Below are 20,605 nucleotides of genomic sequence, written 5' to 3'. Positions count from 1 at the left end.
AACAATGCCTCGCAGGAATAACATAGAAAGCCGAGCGACAACCTCACTATTTACTATATCCTTTTAAAATCTCAAAATCTTGCCCTTGAAGAAAAAACTTTTCAGGTAATGTAATTTTTGCTACAAAATTCTTTACATCTTCGCTTTGTAAATAGATTGTAGCTTTAGAATTACTCTGGTCCCCGTTATTAGTGCGAGCTGCAAGCAAGGTTACTATCTGCCGTAATTCTTCATGATTTTGTGGGTAAAGCTGTAACTCAAATTGTTTATTATTAATTGCATCCTCAATTGATGAAAAGCTTTTTGCCGTTAGTTTTATTCCTCCTTCATCTTTAACTATATCACAATTAACGACTACCAAACTTTTAACATCGAGTAAATGTACATAATCTTTTAAAACTTCCTCACTAAAAATACTAAGTTCAAAGATATTCTCGGGGTCAGAAAGCACAAGCGTCACGAACCTACCTCTTGCCGACATACGAGAATCCTTTTTTTGTATTACACCGGCAAGATTTATTCGGTTAGCACCGTCAGGTAAGTTATTATGTAAATCTGCAGTACTTAAAATATTTAAACGGTTAAATATTTCTTGATATTGCGTAAGAGGATGATTAGAGATAAATAAACCCATAGATTCAAACTCATAAAAAGCTAAAGTATTGTTATCGGCATAATCACTTGCTATTAATATATTAGGGCTTAAACTAGAAACTTCAATTAAGCTAAATTGATTCGATTCCTGTTCTGCATGGTATGAAGCCGAATAAGCAAGCAATTTTGAAATACTTGAAAATAATTGCAATCGATTATCATGCAGCTCATCAAAACAGCCTGATTTAATTAAATTTTCTAGTAATTTACTATTGATAGATTTTGGTGGTAATCGTTCAATAAAATCGGTAATTGATTTAAACGCTCCTCTAGCTAGCCGTTCGTCTGTTACTAACTTACCGAAATTCGGCGTAACTCCCTTAATAGCCCCTAAGGCGAAGATTATTGTGCTACTAATTTTTTCTGGATTCCCGCTTTCGCGGGCATGACATAGAGAACCTTGGGGATGACATAAAGAGTCTTCTGAATGACAAGTTGTAAAATACCCTTCAGAGATATTAATATTAGGTGCAGTAATTTTTATACCGCTATCTTTTGCTTCTTGTAAAAATAAATTAATTTTATCATGATTATTTAATTCAAGATTTAAGCATGCTACTAAAAACTCTGCCGGGTAATTAGCTTTAAGATATGCGGTTTGGTATGAAATAACGCCGTAAGCTGCAGCATGCGCCTTATTAAAACCGTAACCTGCAAATTTAGCCACGGTTGCAAAAATGGATTTAGCTTGAGATTCCGAAATATTATTAGCAATTGCTCCTTTAACGAAGATTTCTTCCTGCTCCTCCATTTCTTTCTTTATCTTCTTACCCATCGCTCTACGAAGCAAATCAGCAGCTCCTAGCGTATAACCTGCGAGAATCTGAGCAATTCTTTGTACCTGCTCCTGATATATCACCACTCCGTAAGTTTCTTCTAAGATTGGCTTTAATAGCTCATGTAAATAATCAGGCTGCTGTAATTTATGCTTACAAGCTATATAGGTAGGAATATTTTCCATAGGACCCGGACGATATAAAGCCCCAAGAGCTATCAAATCGTGTATAGAGTCAGGTTTAAGGCGTCTAAGTGCATCTTTCATCCCGATACTTTCAAATTGAAAAACGCCGACTCCTTTACCTTTACACAACATTTGATAAGTCTTATTATCATCAAAGGTCATATTGTTAAAATCTACTTCTATTCCTTGTTCTTTAAGTAGTTTCTTACAATCGGTAATAACCGTCAGGGTTTGGAGTCCTAAAAAATCAAATTTAATTAAACCGGCAATTTCGGAATATTTCATAGAATAACCAACTACCAACATATCGGAATTAGCATCTTTATATACCGGTACTATATCGACTAAATCAGTACCTGCTATTACGATTCCTGCGGCATGAGTTGAGGAATGCCTATGTAACCCCTCAAGAATTAACGAAGTATCAAGCACCAACTTAATTAATTCCGCTTCACCCTCTAAATTATACAACCCATTACCTTTAGCGGCATTTGCAAGCTCCGGAACTTCACGCATCGCCTGTTCTAGGCTAACGGGATTGACCGCACTAAAAGGTACAAGCTCCGTTAGATAATCAGCGAATTTATAAGGTAAGCTAAGTACGCGAGCAACATCCTTAATTACGGCCTTTGCCTGCATTTTACCGAAAGTTATAATCTGTCCTACTCTATTATTACCGTATTTAGAGCGTACGTAATTGATTACTTCTTCACGCCTTTCTTGACAAAAATCAATATCAAAATCAGGCATTGAAATACGTTCAGGATTTAAAAATCTTTCAAATAATAAGCCGAATTTAATCGGATCGAGATCAGTAATAAGCAAGCTCCAAGCAACAACCGAGCCTGCTCCCGAACCTCTACCCGGTCCAACTAAAATACCCTCTTTTTTACTCCATTTAATAAAATCGGATACAATTAAAAAATAACCGGCAAAATTCATATTACAGATAATATCCAGCTCATAATTAAGACGAGCAAAATATTCGGTTTTCAAGTCTTCTTGATTCTGCAGTGGAATATTTTCAGATTTAAACTTTGTAGCAAGCCTTGCAAGCAACCCTTCTTTTGCATCTTTTCTAATTAAATCCATTTCACTAATATCTTTGGTGGCAAAATTAGGCAGCATCGGCGGGTTTGCATGTGCTGCAAAATAACAACGCTCTCTTAAATTAACGGTGTTTTCGATAGCACTAGGTAGATCAGAAAAAAGCTCTATCATCTCATGCGGTGATCTAAAATAACAATTTTCACTAACTGTTTTACGATCAGGATATTCTTTAGTAACACCGGCTGATATACATAATAATACATCATGTGCATCATGCATGGTTTTTTCGCTAAACAAAACTTTATTAGTAGCAACAAGCGGAATAGCAAGCTCGGCAGCAATTCTAATATAACTATCTTCAATAAACTGTTCTTCCGGTAGATCGTGTCTCATAATCTCAAAATAAAAACGATCTCCTAAAATGTCCTGTAATTTACGTGCAAATAGCATCGCTTGCTCTTCGCTCCGAGCTAGCAAGCATTTTCCGACAATACCGTCGGTATAACAGCATAATCCTATTAACCCCTCTTGATATTCAATTAAATCTTCAAAATCAATGTGATCGCATAGCTTACGATCATTTTTAGTAAAAGTAAGGCTTGATAGTTTGAGTAAATTTTTATAGCCGATTTCATCTTTAGCTATAAGCAAAATTTGAGCAAAAATATTTATATCGTATTTTATATTTAGAATAACTCCGTGTATCGGCTGCAGTCCTTTTTTTACTGCGTATAATGCAAATTCTAACGAGCCGAATAAATTTCCCTTATCTGCCAAACAAATAGCAGGCATTTTATTCGATGAAGCAAGCTCTACTACTTTCTCGATCGTTAGTGCACTTTCTAAAAAAGAATAAGAGCTTTGAGTTCTTAAATGAATAAATTCAGGTTTCATTTTTTATTAATTTTATAAGTGTATAAATCGTCATTGCGAGCGAACGTGGAGAGCGTGGCAATCTCATGAAATAATAACAAACTCCTGAGATTGCTTCGTCAAAACTTACAGTTTTTCCTCGCAATGACGTTGTTTAGACTAAATCTTACTTCCGACTGCATAATATCTAAAACCGATTTTTTTCATTGCTTCATTATCTAGTATATTTCTAAGGTCAATGATTATCGGGGATTTTACTAAAGCATAAATTCCTTGCCAATTAAGTTCTTTGAATTCTAACCATTCAGTTGCAATAACTATAATATCTACTGATTTACAGGCTTCAGCTACCGAATCTAAATATAGCAAATTTTTATGTTCTAAATTCTTTTTAGCATTTTCAAGACCGATAGGATCAAATGCTTTAACATATACATCTTTATTTAATAAGATCTTTACAATTTCGATGGCAGGACTTGCCCTAACATCATCTGTTCCCGCTTTGTATGTTAAGCCTAAAATTGCTATATTTTTACTTTTTAAATCTCCGTCTAACAAAGTAGCTATTTTATCTACCATATTACTTGGACGCTGCTTATTACTTTTAATTACTGCCTTAAGAATCTTACAATCGATATGATGATTTTCTACAAGATTATTTAATGCTAGAATATCTTTTGGAAAACATGAACCACCAAAACCCGGTCCTGCATTTAAAAAGTTTTGACCGATTCTTTGATCAAGTCCTACACCTTTAGATAAATCTTTAATATTACCGCCGATTTTTTCACATAAATCAGCCATCTCATTAATAAAAGCAATTTTGGTAGCTAAAAAGCTATTAGAAGCATATTTAATAAGCTCGCTCGTCACTAAATCGGTAACCACGAACTTTGCACCTTGTTCTATTAAAGGTGCATAAATTTTTCGCAATATTTCCTCTGATTCTTTATTATTTACGCCGATAACTATACGATCAGGATATAAAAAATCTTCTACCGCACTGCCCTCTCTTAAAAACTCAGGATTAGAAGCAACATTAAATGAAAAGTCTTTTGATTTTAAATAAGCTATAATATTACTGCAACTATCAGGCGGAACAGTAGATTTTATGACTATTAAACAATCTTTATTTATATGCTTGGAAACTTTATCAATAGCATCATAGACATATTTTAAATCTGCTTCTCCCGACTCTTTTGAAGGCGTACCGACCGTAATAAATATTGCCTCGGCATTTTGAAGTTCATTATTATAAATATTTGTAAATTTTAACCTATTAGCTTCTAAAGCTTGCTTAAGATACTCATCAAGTTTAGCTTCATAAATCGGTAATATTTGCTTATTTAATTTGGATATTTTAACCTCATCATTATCAAGACAAGTAACATTATGACCTAAATAGCCCATAATAATACCTGAGACTAATCCCACATATCCGCTACCGATAAATGTAATATTCATAATTTTTTGTGATTTTTATATTAAATTTTTAGATTATACGTTATATTCAACTAGCGTGACAAGCATACCTCGAGTACATGAAGAGTTGGGATACGAAGCTCAATTTGGAAAAGAGCAAGGAGACTGTAAACCGAGGAGCGGAGCGTATAATAATACGTGAGCATCCGAGGTCTTACAAAGGCGACGTAGCCAATTTTTCAAATTCAGCGAGTATATAAAGCTTTTTATCATATTTCAATAAATTTACAAGCTCAAATGAATTTTATTAAAAAAACCTTTATTAGTATTTTTATAATTCTAATTTCATTATCTTTGGCTATAACTCTAACTGTTTATAGTGCAAATAAAGGACACTTAAATGAACCTTTGAAAAAAATAATTGAATTTTATTTAAGTAAAAATGATATAAAGGCTGTACTACATAATTTAGAATTTAAAGAAAACAGATTATCCATAGATAAAATTTCCTTAAGTCTTATAGATAATGCTAGAGGAGAAATTAACGATTTTAATCTTTTCTTTAATTTCAAAAATTTCTTCTCTAATTCGTTAATAGAGGCTAATTTTAATATCGATAAAATTTCCGTAATCTCAAATAACGATGAAGAGATTATAAATACTTCAACAACCGGTGATTATTCGTTAAATATAATTAAAAAAGATTCCCTAACCGACATACGACTAACTTCAATAAAAAGTGATATCTTAGCCGATGAGCAAGGAACAGACTTACCTCTAGGAAATGCTTTATGCTCATATAAAACCGCCTATTCTAAAGATCATCCAAAGACCGTTAATTGCAAACTTACCTTTGGGGATAAAGCTTTTTTATCACTAAACGGTATAATAACTGATAAAAATATCGATGCGAGTGCAGCTGCCGCAAATATGCCTTTAATAATTTATCAAACAGTCGAAAAAATTATTCCGGATAACCCTATAATCTCATATTTACGAGAACATATAAAACAAGGCTACATCCAAAACGGAGAATTAAATATTAAATTAGATAAAAAATTTTTAAAAAAAAATATTTTAGTAGAAGATAATTTAAAAGCAAATTTACATATCTCGAATTTTGAATATAAATATCATACAGATTTACCGCCTTTGACTAAAGTTGATACTAATATAATCATTTCAGGACCAGAAATAAAATTTCTAATTAATGAAGCATATAGCGGTAAAAGTGTTGTTTCAGACGGTATTATGACTTTCAAATGGGAAGGACCGGATAAATCACAATTTGTTTTTAATGCTACTGCTAAAGGCGAAATTAACGACTTAATTGCCTTTGTTCCAAATGATGTCTATCAAAATATTAAAGCTCAAAATATAGATCTTAAAAAAATCAAAGGAGCGGCAAATTCAATAATAGAGCTAATAATTCCTATTAGCCCAAATATCCCTAATAGCTATAATGTTTTGTCGACATTAACAAATATCTCTTTTAACACCTTAGACAATAATATCCTATTACAAAACGGTGAAGCCAAGGGTAGCTTTAAAGACAACAAACTAAATATTAACGGTAAGGGTAAAATTAATAATTATGCAAGCAGCTTTACTTATGATCATGATATATCAGATAAAAATAATGAGTGTTTACTTAAAATAAAAAGTAATATTACGGCAAATAATCAAAGATTCGGTGTATTTAAATTAATTTCAGGCAGCACCGTTTTAAATTTTGAGTATAAAAAACAGCATAATAATGAGAGTTTTATTACCGTTAATTCTAATCTTGATAATTTAGAATTCTATATAGATAAAGTATCTATTCATAAAAAATTATATAAAAAAGCCAATCTATCTTTATATACAAAATTAAATAATAAAAATTCTGATAGAAATATTGAATTCAATCTTTCAGGACAGGATAATTTAAAAATCAACGGTAATGTTTTAATTAGAAAAGATAACTATAATATTAATCTAGCCTCTGTTAAACATAATCATACGGATTTAAAAGGAAAAATAATCATAGATAATCATAATCTTAATACGGAACTTTATGGAAGCGGATTAGATTTATCAAATGCTAATATGATGCAGTTTTTAGAAAAAGAGGGAGATTCTACGCGTAATATTAATTTAAAAACTAATATATCAAAAATAATTTTAAAGAATAATATAATTCTAGGTAATCTTGATTTAGCAATTAAATGTGATAAAGTGCGGTGTTTCTCCGGTTTTCTAAATGCTAATATTGATAATAAAAAAGTTAAGATGTCGCTTACCGCTAAAGACACTTTTGAACAATGGCTAATTGAATCCGATAATGCCGGAGCATTGCTTAAGGGACTTGGAATGTATTCCACTATGCAAAACGGTCAGATTAACATCAACTTAAATACAAGAAGATATGAAGTAAAAAAAGGGGAAATAGTGCCGATATTAGACGGCAAATTTTCTATAAAACATTTTACGGTAGTCGATACTCCTTTTTTAACACGGCTTGTTTCCTTTGTTTCGTTGCCGGGTTTTCTTAGTTCAATAACTAATAATAAAAATATTTTATTTGAAGATATGACCGGTAAATTTAATTATAGAGGAAATATAATTACAATTTTCGATACGGAAGCACACGGACCGTTCTTTGATTTTACTATGAAAGGTAATATTGATACCAAACAGCAATTAATTACGGTTAAAGGAAATGTTATTCCTTCCTTTTTCTTAATCAGCACTATTGTAACTAAAATACCGGTAGTCGGTAAAATATTTTCCAGAGTAGCACCTTACTCCCTAAAAATGAACTATAAATAGTTATATTCCGTGTACAAAAAATTATATTTAATCGGTATTTTACTTTTAGGCTTAATTTCCGGTCTTACGTTCAATTTAATTTTTTTCACGGTTCCATACCAATTATCCGAAGCAAAATACACTACTGATATAATAGGCTCGATATCACTAGCTGCTTTTCCGTATTGCTTAAAGGTCATATGGTCACCTTTTATAGATAAATACTCTATACCTTTTTTATGTTCTAAATTCGGTCACAGGCGTGGCTGGGCATTGGTATCACAAATATTTTTAATCCTAGCGATGATGGGGTTCTTAAACGTAAACCCTTGTAATAACTTATATATTACTGCAATTATCTTATTTATTATTTCATTCTGCAGTTCTACGCAAGATATTGTACTTGACGCATATAGAATTGAGAGACCTACATCTAAAGAAGAGCTATCAATGGCTTTTACCTTTAGTAGCATAGGGTTTCGTTTAGGTATGTTACTTGGCAGCGTCGGTACTTTATATTCATCAATTATTTTCGGCTGGGATACAGTATATAAATTTGCTTTATTTATTACTGTAGTTGGTCCTATAGTAATCTTATGTATCAAAGAACCGAAACCTAAAGAAAAACGTCATACGACTACTAATTTAATAGGATTACAACAATATTTTGAAGTTATTAAAAAAAGTATTATATCTTTAAAAAATGAACAGCAATATTTACTGCTAATTATGTTATTTGTATTCTTGTACAAAGCTGCGGATTCTATACCTATGGCTATGAGTTCGCCTTTATTTCTAGATTTAAGTTTTACTACTCATGAAATTGCCGTTATTTACAAAGCTTACGGGTTACTAATCATGATAGTCGGAGGAGCTTTAGGCGGTGTTTTAGCTACAAAAATGGGTATATTTCATAGCGTCTTAATTGGTGGAGTTATTCAATTATTGTCGCCTCTTATGTTTATGATTCTTGCGACCATCGGCTATGATATAAGGATATTTATAATAACAGTTACAGTACAAAATTTTTGTGCAGGCTTTGCAGGAACTATTATCTCTATCTATTTTGCTAGTCTTTGTAATAGTGAATTTGTTGCCACGCAATATTCTATTATTGCATCTTTTAGCTCTCTTAGCCGTATTATTCTAGCTAGCCTTGGCGGTATTTGTGCAAAATATCTTACTTGGTCTGTATTCTTTTTAGGTAACACTCTGTTTAGCATGTTATTTATACCGATATTTTATAAAATATATAGAAAGAAACTAGACTTTGTGAATATTTCTAAAAAGATATGACAATTATTAAAAAAGGTTTATAATATTGATATATATACTTCTGCGAAATGAAGAGTCAAAATTTTTATGAAATTATATAGTTTTCAAGAACATTTATTAGAATTAAAAATAAGACTTCTTAGAATATTTACTGCTTTTATAATTATATTTGCTATTTGCTATTATTTTAGCGACAATATTTATAGTTTTTTATTAAAACCGCTTGCTAAGCTAAGCGGTGATACGGTACGAAATATAATTTATACAGGGCTTACAGAAGCATTTTTTACTTATATTAAACTTGCGGCTTTTACTGCTTTTACTATTATTATACCTATAATTGCTTTGGAATGTTATTTATTTATCAGTCCAGGGTTACATCGCCATGAAAGAAAAATTATCGCTTTTATTCTTTTTATGTCGCCTATTTTATTTTGGTGCGGTAGTATTTTTGTTTTTTACTTTGTAATGCCGAAAGCTTGGAATTTTTTTCTTAGTTTTGAAAAGCGTGATATGATAGTACCGATAGTTTTGGAAGCAAGAATTAGCGAGTATCTAAATTTAGTTATTCATTTAATTATTGCTTTTGGAGTTGCTTTTCAACTACCGGTTGTGATAATAATATTAAATATACTAAAAATAGTTAAGGTACAAACGCTTAAGCAAAAAAGACGTATTGCCGTGGTAATTAACTTTATTATTGCAGGAATATTAACGCCTCCTGACATTTTAAGCCAGTTTACTCTTGCAATACCGCTACTTTTATTATATGAAACTTCAATAATGATATGTAATTTTATAGAAAAACCGAGGACACTAAATGTTAAATATCAAATGGATTAGAGAAAATCAAGAATTATTCGATGAAAAGCTTAGCCAAAGATTTATTGAACCTATGTCTAGTAAAATTGCTATGCTCGACGGAGAGAAAAGAAAAATTACGGGTTTAATTCAAGAATTTCAGCATGCACGCAAGGTAAAATCAAAGATTTTAGGTAATATGGCCTCTAAAAGAGGCGAAGAGTTTGAAGAGCTACAAAGAGATGTCAAACATATAAATGAGAAGTTGGAAGAACTTGAACAGGATCTAAATAATAATAACGAATTAAATGAACTATTAAATATGCTTCCTAATATTCCGGACGAAGAAGTACCTTACGGAATGGATGAAAGTATGAATAAATTAGTTCGTACTTACGGAGAGACAAATCCAAATGCTTTGAATAAACAGCATTGTGAATTAGGTACAAAATTAAATTTAATGGATTTTGAACAAACTGCTAAAATTTCCGGAGCTAGATTTGTAACGTTAAAAGGTGATTTAGCAAAGCTAGAACGTGCTTTAATTAACTTTATGATTGATGTTCATACTAAAGAGTTTGACTTCTTTGAGATATCACCTCCGGTATTAGTTCGAGATAATGCTATGTATAATGCAGGACAACTACCTAAATTTGCCGAAGAGTCTTTTGCAACAACAAATGGTTATAGACTAATTCCAACCGCAGAAGTATCCTTAGTAAATATAGTCGCCGATACTATTATACCAAGAGAAAAATTACCGATGCGTTATGTTGCTTACACCCCGTGCTTTAGATCAGAAGCAGGTAGTAGCGGTAGAGATACAAGAGGTATGATTAGATTACATCAATTCGGTAAAGTTGAGCTAGTATCTATTACTACCCCTGAAGAATCAAAAAATGAGCATGAATATATAACTAATGCTTCAGAGACTATTTTACAAAAACTGAATCTTCCTTATCGTGTTATGTTACTTTGCACCGGAGATATGGGATTTGCGGCAAAAAAAACCTATGATATAGAAGTATGGCTTCCGGGACAAAAGCAATATCGCGAAATTGCTAGCTGTTCTAATTGTGGAGATTTTCAAGCACGTAGAATGAAAGCAAGATATAAAGAATTCGGCAGTAACGAAACTACCTTAGTCCATACTTTAAATGCTTCAGGATTACCTATCGGAAGAACTATGGTTGCAATACTTGAAAATTATCAAAATGAAGATGGATCAATAACTATACCTGATGTCTTGATAAATTACATGGGAGGGTTACAAAAAATCGCTACATATAGTGAATAATTGTTTATTAAATATAAATAATAAGGTAAAGTTTTGTGATATACTCGTTTAATTTGAAAAATTGGCTATGTAGTGATACCCAAACCGTCATTGCGAGGAAATTACGTAAGTAATTGACGAAACAATCTCAGGATGCTTGACAAGATTGCCACGTCGCTTCGCTCTTCGCAATGACGACTCGGAATCGATGCAACAATATCCATTAATATACAAAACGATAATTTAAATTCAGGTTATTTGTGTTTAGTGATTTACGAAAATTTGACAAAGATATATATAATTATAATGCTCCTAATTTTATACCTATAGCATGTCATTATAATGAAAATACTTTACTTACCAAAGACGGTAAATTACTACAAATTATAAAAATACACGGCATTAACTCAGAGAAAATAAGCGATAACATACAAAATTTACGCGAAATGGTTAGAACTTCTATAAAAAAGAATATAACCGATTATGATTTTGCTTTTTGGCTACATACAATACGAGAAAAACAAAATTTAGATGATTCCACTCCTTACAAAAAATTATTACCGGCAAATATTCATGCACTATGGCAAAGAAAAAACCACTGGAATGATAAATTCGTTAATACTTTATATATATCTATAGTACATGATTCTGCTAAAGTTGACATCAAAAATTTTAACTCTTTAATAAATTCTTTATCTAATAAATTAATTACTGATTTTGAAAATAACTATTTAGATTCAGCTTTTCAAAAACTAGAAAATATCACTAATAATATTTTAAACGATTTAAACGAATTCGGTACTGAGAAGCTCGGCATCATATTTGAAAATGATAATGTTTTTTCTAATCCTTTATTTTTATATAATCGAATAGCTAACCTTAATAATAATGATTGTTTGGTACCTATAATAGATTTATCCGATGCACTAGGTAGAAGTATTTATACAATTAGCGGCGATAAAATGGTAGTTACGGATCATGAGAAAAATAACAAATTCGTTTCTTTACTATCTATAAAAGAATATCAAGAAACTCCTTCTAATACACTGGATAAATTTTTACAGTTACCGATTGAATTAATAATAACTGAAATATTTTACTTTGTTAGCAAAAAACAAGTAATATCCAAATTGCGTGGTCAAGATCATATTCTAAAAATTACTAACGACCCAACTTTACTTAATCATAAAGGTATTAATAAGCTTGATGCAGCTAATTTAGATTTTCAATTTTGTAATCAGCAAATTTCAATTGCCGTTATAGAAGAAGATGAAAATAAACTAGATGCAGCCGTAGCTAAAGCATCAACCGAACTTTTTAAACTTGGTATTATTCATGTAAAAGAAGATCTTAATATTGAGCAAATATTTTGGTCACAATTACCTGCTAACTTTGCCTTTATCCGCAGAATGTCACCATTATCCGTAGAATATATTGCTTCTCTTACCGCTCTTCATAATACTACACTCGGTAATCAATATAATCCTTGGGGCAAGGCTATAACTTTACTACGAACCGAGAAAGGTACTCCATATTTCATGAATTTTCATGATAAAACGAATAAAGGTAATACTTGCATCTTTGGTACGAACAAAACCGGCAAAACCGTATTATTGAACTTTCTAATATCAGAATCAACTAAATACGATCCAACAATAATTTATATCTCTAATAATAATGATTCTAAAATTTTTATCGAGTCAATAGAAGGCAAATGGCTAGAACCGGACAAACAAATTATCAATCCATTTTTAGTAGATGATACAGAAAAATCACAAGCTTTTATTTTAGAATTTTTAAAATTAATCAGCGGTCATTACATCGCACCTCTTAGCGAAATAGAGATATCATTTCTAGAGAAATTAAAAAATAAAATTTTATCAATTGAAAAAGAAAAACGTATTTTTTCCGATATTTTAAAATTAGAAGATTTTAAAGAGGATGGGGGAATACAAATACTTGATAAACTTAAAGTTTTTACCGAAGAACAATTATATTTCGGATTATTTGACGGACCACCTCTTAACATTGAAGAAGGGAAAGTTATAGGATTCAATTTATATCAACTCTCTGATGAGCCGTTTTCTAAACAATTTTATCCAACGGAGAGGAAATTTTTAGAACAATTTAATAATAATTTAAAGAAACATCAAGCTATTTGTGCAGGAGTAATTTATGCTTTTACTTATCATTTAAGCCTAGTTGGCACAAAACCTAAAATATTTGCTGCCGATAATTTTGATAAACTTTACAGACCTGAAGTTTATTATGATAATATAAATTTAATCTATAATAATTTATCTCAAAATAATGGTATTTTCGTCAGTAATTTCAATTTTATTTATCTTAAGACATATCCAAAATATACTATAAAACCTTGGCTTGATTTAATTAATACTAAAATTATTCTACCGTCTGACGTTAAAATAGAAGATTTAGATCAAATTTTAGGTTTAAGCGAGCCGGAAATACGAAAATTATCACAGCTAATACTTTCTGCAAGAATGTTCTTAATTAATAAGGATAATGAATCGATAGCTTCTGAATTAAGTATTGCCGCTTTAATAGGAATTGTCCGTATTTTATCAAGCAGACAAGCGGAAATGGATATTTATAACAAAATACTTGAACAACACCAAGGTCCTCCGGATAATTGGATTAATTACCTATATAATGAGTTAAATACGGACTGAGGTGAATAGCTACTAAAACCATTGTCATTCCCGCGTGGCATTGTTACATAGATACCAAAACCGTCATTCCTGCAAGACCTTGTTGCGTAGATATAAAAAAAGTAGCTGCGAACTAAGAAAAGTAGTAAATCGACAAAAAACTTAACCACAAGTGTGTATGTCAAAGCTACAAAAAGTTTGCAACTGGAAAGAATATAACAGAAGTTTAAAGAAAAGAGGAACAATAATTTTCACATTTTGTGAAGAATATTTAAAAGAGTTATATTATGGAGGGGAACAGAGGCAAGGAGGAGCGAGAAGATATAATAGCAAGATGTATGAATATTTGCTAACAATTAAGCTGTTATTAAGATTGCCATGGCGAGCAACAAGCGGATTTGCAGAAGGAATGTTTAGCAAAATATTTGCGGGTAAGGATTTAAGAATACCGGATTATGCCCATGCATCAAGAATCGCTAGTAAGCTAAAGTTACGAGTAAAAAATATTGGAGTACAAGAGAAAGGTTCAGGGAAAGAGATAGTATTTGATAGTACCGGAGTAAATGTATATAGCACCAGTGGGTGGCATCAAAGGAAATACGGTAAGGATGGATTATAACGGTAAGGATGGATTATATCGTAAGAGAGAACAGTGGAAGAAGATACATGTAGCAGTCGATTTAGATAGTATGGAAGTACTATCTGTAGCCTATACGGATAGTAACACAAACGACTGTGAAGTTGTTGGTGATATGAGCAAAGAGATAACAGGCAAAGCTAAAACCGTTATAGCAGATGGAGCTTATGATACGCAGGAGTTTAGAAAGATAATATATGATTGGGGAGCACAAGATTTAATGCCCCCAGCACGAACATCTAAGTCACAAGATGAATTAAAGAATAAAAGCAAGGTAGAGAAAGAACATTTAGCTTACAGAGATAAAGTAATAAAAGGAATTAGAGAATATAAAAATTTTGATGAAGGTTTAAAAGCATGGAAAATTAATAGCGGCTATCATCAAAGGTCAAGGGTTGAATCGTTTATGTTTAGGTTGAAGCGAACGTTTGGCTTTAACTTACAACAAAAAACAGAGAAAGGAAGAAAAAACGAAGTAATTACTAAGATAAATATATTAAATGAAATGATTGCCCTTGGGAAAGCTCAATATAGCTTTTAGAATTATATAAAATTTAATTATTTTTATACTCTAAGCGCTATATTGACTTTTTTTAATCTCCACGCAACAACGCCTTGCGAGAAAGGCTTGCTTGCGTGGACTCCCAGTCGTCATTGCGAGGAGCGAAGCGACGTGGCAATCCAGAAAAAGATTAAAAAAATTCTGTAAATCAGCATTTTTACTGGATACTGTGGTCAAGCCACGGTATGACAAAGGCGAAATTGGTCCACGCGGGCAATGCCTTGTGAGGAGCGGAGCTTTGTTGCGATCTAGTTTTAATTTCATGAGATTGCCACGCTCCTTACAGTCGCTCGCAATGACGAAAAATCGGTCCATGCGAGCAATGCCTTCTCACAATGACAACAAAACAACGAACATAAAGAATACTCAAAGTGTTAAAAAAATATTTATTATTTTTCTTATTTTCATTTTTCTCATTTAATGTGCAGGCATCTATTTGGGGCGATATAGCCGATTGTCTTCGCGATCCCTGTAATTGCGGACAAAGCGATAGAACGGAAACTTGGAATAGAGGCAGCAAAAATGAAGTAAAAAGAGGACCCTTTAAACCAGGCACATTATGTCCTCCTTGGAATAAAAGCGACGGTCGTGATAATGATACTTGTTTATTAAAATTTGATTACCCAGGTACATTTATCGGTTTTTTACTCAATAGATGTGCGGAAGAAGCCCCTGATAGTAGTTACTTTACTCCAAAAATTCGTATTAGAGTTCAAAGCTGTAATGCTGTCGCTTGTTGGCATCAAAACTCCACCCTAAATTGGGATGGAGAATGTGTATTATGGCCTACAGGTTACGGTCTACCTCTAACTAGAGTCTGTGCTAGAGTTGCCGTACCGGATATGCCTCTGCCTCCCGGAATAAACGCCACACCTTCCCCTGCAGATCCAGGTTATACCGATGGAGTACATCTCAATAAAGTCGGTTATACAGAAGCTGATAATAAGATAATAGGTGTAGATGGAAAAATAGTCACTTTAAAATCTCCTAAACTTTGTGCTTATAGTGACCCTGGACTTGTTAACCTTGTTTCAGATTCCGGTGTACATCTTGATCCAATGGATTGGAATCCTAATCGTCAACCTCTTCATCAAACTAACGAACTTAGTCCTATTGCAAAAGTATTAAAATTTTTAGTTGAAATGGTAAAAGGAACAAGTTTGCCAGGTTTATTAGGGCAGCTTCTTGGTATGATAGATCAAGATTCAGAATTTATAAAAGTACTTCAATCAATACTTAACGCAATAGGAGAGGTTTTTAATTTTTTTCCTAGTTTAATAATAAAAGTTATTGAAGCACTTGGATCATTAAACGGTTCTGTAGATAGCTATTCTTTTGGTTGTGTACAATTGCCTTTAGGACCTTTTCCACCGCCATATTGCCCAAGTTTAGATTATATTAGCATTAATGCTAGTGCTAATAATGTATGTAGCATAAAAGATGCAAGCGGCAATTTTGATCAATCTTCTACTAGTCCGGCGTGTGTAGTGCCGTCTAATATCAATGTTAAAAACAATATTGTTAATAATACCATACGTGTTAGCTTTAGTAATCTTGTTCCACTTTGCACAGGATCAAACTCTGACCTCAAAACTTGTGTAGAACCACGTAATACAGATTTTTCTTCAGCAAAAATTACTCATACTAATACGGCTTTTAAAGATTTAATTAAATCGTGTAAGAATACTTCAGGCAGCACCCCATGTTTTAATACAGATATATCTACGCCATGTAGTGTTACGGCTAACGGTTGTAATGAGGGTTTTAGAATAGTATATTCACAGAAAATTGGAAATGTAGAAACACCTAGCGATTACTACATAAGCGATATACCGGACTGCCCAAGTTCTAGTTCAACTACCTGCCAAAAAGTATGGGGAATTAATATCGGTGAATTTAAGGATGTAAGTGTAAAATTCCCTCAGGTACAAAAACAAGATACAAATAGCCTAATGCCTATAAAGACAGATGTCACTCTAAAAGACAATAACGGTAAAGATAGAAAACTTTATGTCTCTATTAGTAATACCGAAGATGATAAGCAAAATCCTAATAATATTTGCTTATTTGAGTCCGGTAATTTAATAGATTGCGTACCGAGAGTAAATCATTCTTATAGTCTAGCTGCTTATGAATGTTCAAGACAATATGCTGGAATTACCTGCACTAATAACAATGCCAACGATGCTTATTATAAACCGCAATTCATTGCTTCAGTGCAGGTAAGAGAGAAACAAACAGATGGAACTATTAACATTATAGATGAAACAAGCACTCTTGTAACACCGTTAGCATACGCCGGACCTCCACCTCCCAATCCCACGGACACAGAAAGCATAGTAATGCTTGCCGGTTATAAGTATAGTTCTTCCGTTGCGTTTATACCTAAAGATCCACCAAAAGATCCGACAAATGATAAATATATTGCTATGCCGTTTTCAGGAGAGAATGCTCTAAATCAGTTGACTATTCACGGTAAATATAAAGACGATAAAGAACCTTATGATAGCAATGGAAAACCTGACTCAAGTGCGGTATATTTAAAATATTTAGAATATATAAACGGTAAATATATCCAAGGTGGAACGCATGCCTGCTTGATGCCGAAAAATTTCCAACATTGTAATCCTATGCCGATTCCTACTTTACCTGATGGTTCACCTATTCCCGGTTACAATAATGACTCGATAAATTGTGTACTTGCTAAATTAAACAACAACAATACTATAAATTGTAAGAATTTTAAAAATACATATAGCCTTAAATATCCAAACCTTGGTTTATGCAGCAAAGATATAAATACAAGTAGCTGTACTCTAAAAGAAACAGTGGAAGGTATTACCATTTATGCTTGCAATATAAATAATATTCCAAGTAACTGCTATACTAATAATAATAGCCCTAATACTCCAGTATGTGTTTTAAGTAGGGATTATAAAGATAGAGTCGAGCCAGGACCTGATAAAGGACCAAAATTAGTACCGTTAGATGATAAATCAAAATATTATACAGTGACATATACAGCAGGAGACGAAAACCATCCTCCAGAGCCGACATATAAAGCTGAGACCGAGGATGTAAGAGATAAAACTTGGCAAGAGCTAGATCTTTGTGCTCCTATATTAGTACCTACTTGTGCTAAAATTCCTAGCACAGCTGATGCTCCTTCCGGTAGCGCCCACGGTAATGCAGAATGGGATGAAAGCGATATAGGAGAACTTGCAATAGGAAGATGCCCGACGAATTGGATAGTTATTGATCCTAGTAAACCTTTAGAACGCCATTGTTTATCATACTTTGATAGAAAAGTTGTTGAATTTGAACCTTTAGGGCAAAATGTCGGCTGTAGAGAATCTACAGGATTGCCTATAAAGGTCGGTTATAACGACTTTCCATCAAGTCAATTACCTGAGACCCCTTATAATCCAGTAACTAAAATAGGTGACTATATCTTAAACAAAAAACCGGTACAACAGGGAAGCATTATGGCATTTCCAAAGGATGGGGCATTTATAGAAGCGACAGGTGAACCGGGCGATACAATATTGCATACTGTAGAATTCAAAGTAACTTTAGATGCAATAATGGACGATATTGAGTATTTTAGAGTAGAAGATTTATGGTATGATGATTGCACATTAATATATGTCAATGGCACAAAGCTACTTAGCCTCCCTACTAATGTTGATTCTCTAGACGACAAAAGGTACTGCAATAATGGGAACGACCAAGGTCAAGCATTACAAGCTAAAGTTAATAACCAACCTATTAGTGCAAACAATCCTATTAATATCAAACCTTATTTAAAACAAGGAGAAAATATTATAAGATTCCAGCTAAGAGTTATGTTTGGTGGGGGGCTATATTTCCACATGCAATATAAAATGAAGAGATAAATAAATGAGTTGGATTATTTTTTATACGGTAATCGCTGCTTTACTGGTTCTCGATTTGGGAATAGTACACAAAAAAAATACCGTAATGAGCTTTAAAGAAAGTGTACTTTTTAGTCTTTTCTATTTTGTAATAGCTTGTTTATTCGGTATCTATGTTTACTATAATACGGGAGCAGAACATGCTCGTGAATATTATACCTGCTTTCTCATTGAGAAAGCTATGTCCCTTGATAATATTTTTGTTATCTCTATTATTTTCCAATTTTTTAAAATTCTCGGGAAATATCAACATCGTGTTTTATTTTTTGGTATAATAGGCGTAATAATATTCAGAGCCATAATGATTTACAGCGGTATTATTCTTATAAATAAATTTGCTTGGTTATTATATATTTTTGCCGTAATACTTATTGCTACCGGTATAAAAACTTTTTATGTATCACATAAAACTTTTGATATACAGAATTCTTATATTTACAAGTCAATAGTAAAAAATCTAAATATTACTCCTAATCTTGAAGGGGGTAAATTTGTTGTTAAACGTAATAACAAACTATATTTTACCCCTCTTTTTATATCTCTAGTACTGATAGAAGCAATAGATTTAGTCTTTGCCATAGATAGTATACCGGCAATATTTGCGATTGCTAATGATGTTTATATAATTTATACTTCAAATATTTTTGCTATTTTAGGACTTAGAGCATTATTCTTTTGTTTAGCAGAAATTGTAGAACGTTTCAGTTATATAAAATATTCTTTAGCTTTAATTTTAATATTTATCGGATTTAAAATATTTATTCACCATTATATAGCAATTCCGGCATATGTTTCGCTCGTTGTAACTATTACTTTATTACTATTTGGTATAATTGCTTCCATAATTAGAAAAAATATGATTGACCATTAATAAAGGGGGTATATAATATTTTTTTATTTTTTAAGCAATTATAATGACTAAATTACTAAAATTATTTTTTATTACTATCATCATTGTTAATAACATTGCTTTTGCAAAAGAAACAGGGTTCTATATAGGAGCAGAAGGCGGAATAGTTGAACCGGTCGTTAGTAAATTCCGACATAAATACTCAAATACCGAAATAATTTTAAAAAAATCAAGCATGTGTAGTGGGAGAATAGGCTATATAATATATCCACAGATAGCTATTGAATTCTCAGCAACTTATCAACCTAAATATCGTCTGCATTACGTATTACCTCAGCAAAATTTAAGTAATGGTCTCACTATTCCTAAAACCCCGGGTAATACTAAAGTATTATCAAATATATATGCTAAGTCTTATTTATGATTTAGAAAAAATAAAAACTTTCACACCTTTTGTAATACTTGGAGGTGGAATAGCACAAGTAAAAGTTAAATCTACCTCCTCTAAGCGGAGTGTTATAAATGGTGATTATTTTAAAGTAAGAAGAACTCATAAAAATTGTGTTGCGTGGCAAGCAGGTCTTGGAGTTTCACAAGATGTAACTTCAAATTTAAGTATTGATGCAACCGCAAAATTACAAACGGCATATAGAGTAAGAATTAATTATGATACGCTTGATATGAAAACAGGACAATTCGTGCCGGCAAATCCTATCAAAAAACTATAGCCGTTGGAGAATTTGGAGTAGGATTTACTTATAGATTGCCATTTTAAGAATTCTGTGAAATATTTATATAAAGCAATAATGTCATCCCAAGCTGGCCTTGTTGTATAGCTCGCAAAACA

At 32.2% G+C, this 20,605-nt stretch carries 11 protein-coding genes and 2 pseudogenes; 10 read left to right on the top strand and 3 right to left on the bottom strand.

Annotated elements, in window-relative coordinates:
* Nucleotides 1–46 precede the first annotated feature (46 nt).
* Both dnaE and AC0ODJ_RS02370 read right to left on the bottom strand, forming a co-directional pair.
* A complete protein-coding gene (dnaE, locus tag AC0ODJ_RS02375) occupies nt 47–3,559 on the bottom strand; it encodes a DNA polymerase III subunit alpha (RefSeq protein WP_474464882.1) in 3,513 nt (1,170 codons plus the stop codon).
* 138 nt (nt 3,560–3,697) lie between these two features.
* A complete protein-coding gene (locus AC0ODJ_RS02370) occupies nt 3,698–5,002 on the bottom strand; it encodes a UDP-glucose dehydrogenase family protein (RefSeq protein WP_218460528.1) in 1,305 nt (434 codons plus the stop codon).
* A gap of 255 nt (nt 5,003–5,257) precedes the next feature.
* On the opposite strand from AC0ODJ_RS02370, the gene AC0ODJ_RS02365 reads away from it, so the two are divergent.
* The 4 genes from AC0ODJ_RS02365 (at nt 5,258) to serS (ending at nt 11,123) form a co-directional block, all read left to right on the top strand.
* Nucleotides 5,258–7,771: a transporter AmpG 3 gene (locus AC0ODJ_RS02365; protein ID WP_474464878.1), complete on the top strand. Its 2,514-nt coding sequence runs from the start codon at nt 5,258–5,260 to the stop codon at nt 7,769–7,771.
* 9 nt (nt 7,772–7,780) lie between these two features.
* Entirely contained in the window at nt 7,781–9,046 is a 1,266-nt protein-coding gene (locus AC0ODJ_RS02360; protein ID WP_218460531.1) for an MFS transporter, read from the top strand.
* Nucleotides 9,047–9,112: 66 nt separating this feature from the next.
* Nucleotides 9,113–9,868, top strand: a complete 756-nt coding sequence (gene tatC / locus AC0ODJ_RS02355) for a twin-arginine translocase subunit TatC (RefSeq protein ID WP_474464874.1) — start codon at nt 9,113–9,115, stop codon at nt 9,866–9,868.
* On the top strand, nt 9,846–11,123 hold the full coding sequence (gene serS, locus AC0ODJ_RS02350) for a serine--tRNA ligase (protein WP_218460533.1): 1,278 nt from the start codon (nt 9,846–9,848) through the stop codon (nt 11,121–11,123). Before tatC ends, serS begins: the two co-directional genes overlap by 23 nt.
* A gap of 70 nt (nt 11,124–11,193) precedes the next feature.
* Here the strand turns inward: serS and AC0ODJ_RS02345 are convergent.
* A pseudogene (locus AC0ODJ_RS02345) lies at nt 11,194–11,326 on the bottom strand (polysaccharide polymerase); the annotation flags it as partial.
* A 36-nt stretch (nt 11,327–11,362) separates the two neighbouring features.
* Between AC0ODJ_RS02345 and AC0ODJ_RS02340 the strand changes: the two are divergent.
* From AC0ODJ_RS02340 to AC0ODJ_RS02315, 6 genes and pseudogenes are all read left to right on the top strand, one after another.
* Nucleotides 11,363–13,795, top strand: a complete 2,433-nt coding sequence (locus AC0ODJ_RS02340; protein ID WP_474464872.1) for a VirB4 family type IV secretion/conjugal transfer ATPase — start codon at nt 11,363–11,365, stop codon at nt 13,793–13,795.
* Between the two features lie 157 nt (nt 13,796–13,952).
* Nucleotides 13,953–14,393: a transposase gene (locus tag AC0ODJ_RS02335; RefSeq protein WP_121843865.1), complete on the top strand. Its 441-nt coding sequence runs from the start codon at nt 13,953–13,955 to the stop codon at nt 14,391–14,393.
* Nucleotides 14,383–14,952 carry a transposase gene (locus AC0ODJ_RS02330; RefSeq protein ID WP_474464679.1) on the top strand — a complete coding sequence of 190 codons (570 nt, stop codon included), beginning with the start codon at nt 14,383–14,385 and terminating at the stop codon, nt 14,950–14,952. The genes AC0ODJ_RS02335 and AC0ODJ_RS02330 overlap by 11 nt, the downstream gene beginning before the upstream one ends.
* A gap of 392 nt (nt 14,953–15,344) precedes the next feature.
* Complete coding sequence (locus AC0ODJ_RS02325; RefSeq protein WP_218460623.1) at nt 15,345–18,869, top strand: hypothetical protein; 3,525 nt, start codon at nt 15,345–15,347, stop codon at nt 18,867–18,869.
* A 4-nt stretch (nt 18,870–18,873) separates the two neighbouring features.
* Nucleotides 18,874–19,779: a TerC/Alx family metal homeostasis membrane protein gene (locus AC0ODJ_RS02320; protein ID WP_218460622.1), complete on the top strand. Its 906-nt coding sequence runs from the start codon at nt 18,874–18,876 to the stop codon at nt 19,777–19,779.
* A gap of 43 nt (nt 19,780–19,822) precedes the next feature.
* Nucleotides 19,823–20,533: pseudogene (locus tag AC0ODJ_RS02315) on the top strand (outer membrane protein).
* Nucleotides 20,534–20,605: the final 72 nt, after the last annotated feature.

Source organism: Rickettsia senegalensis, from assembly GCF_056135685.1.
The sequence above is the reverse complement of the archived record's forward strand: the minus strand, read 5'-3'. Positions and strand labels throughout refer to the sequence as shown.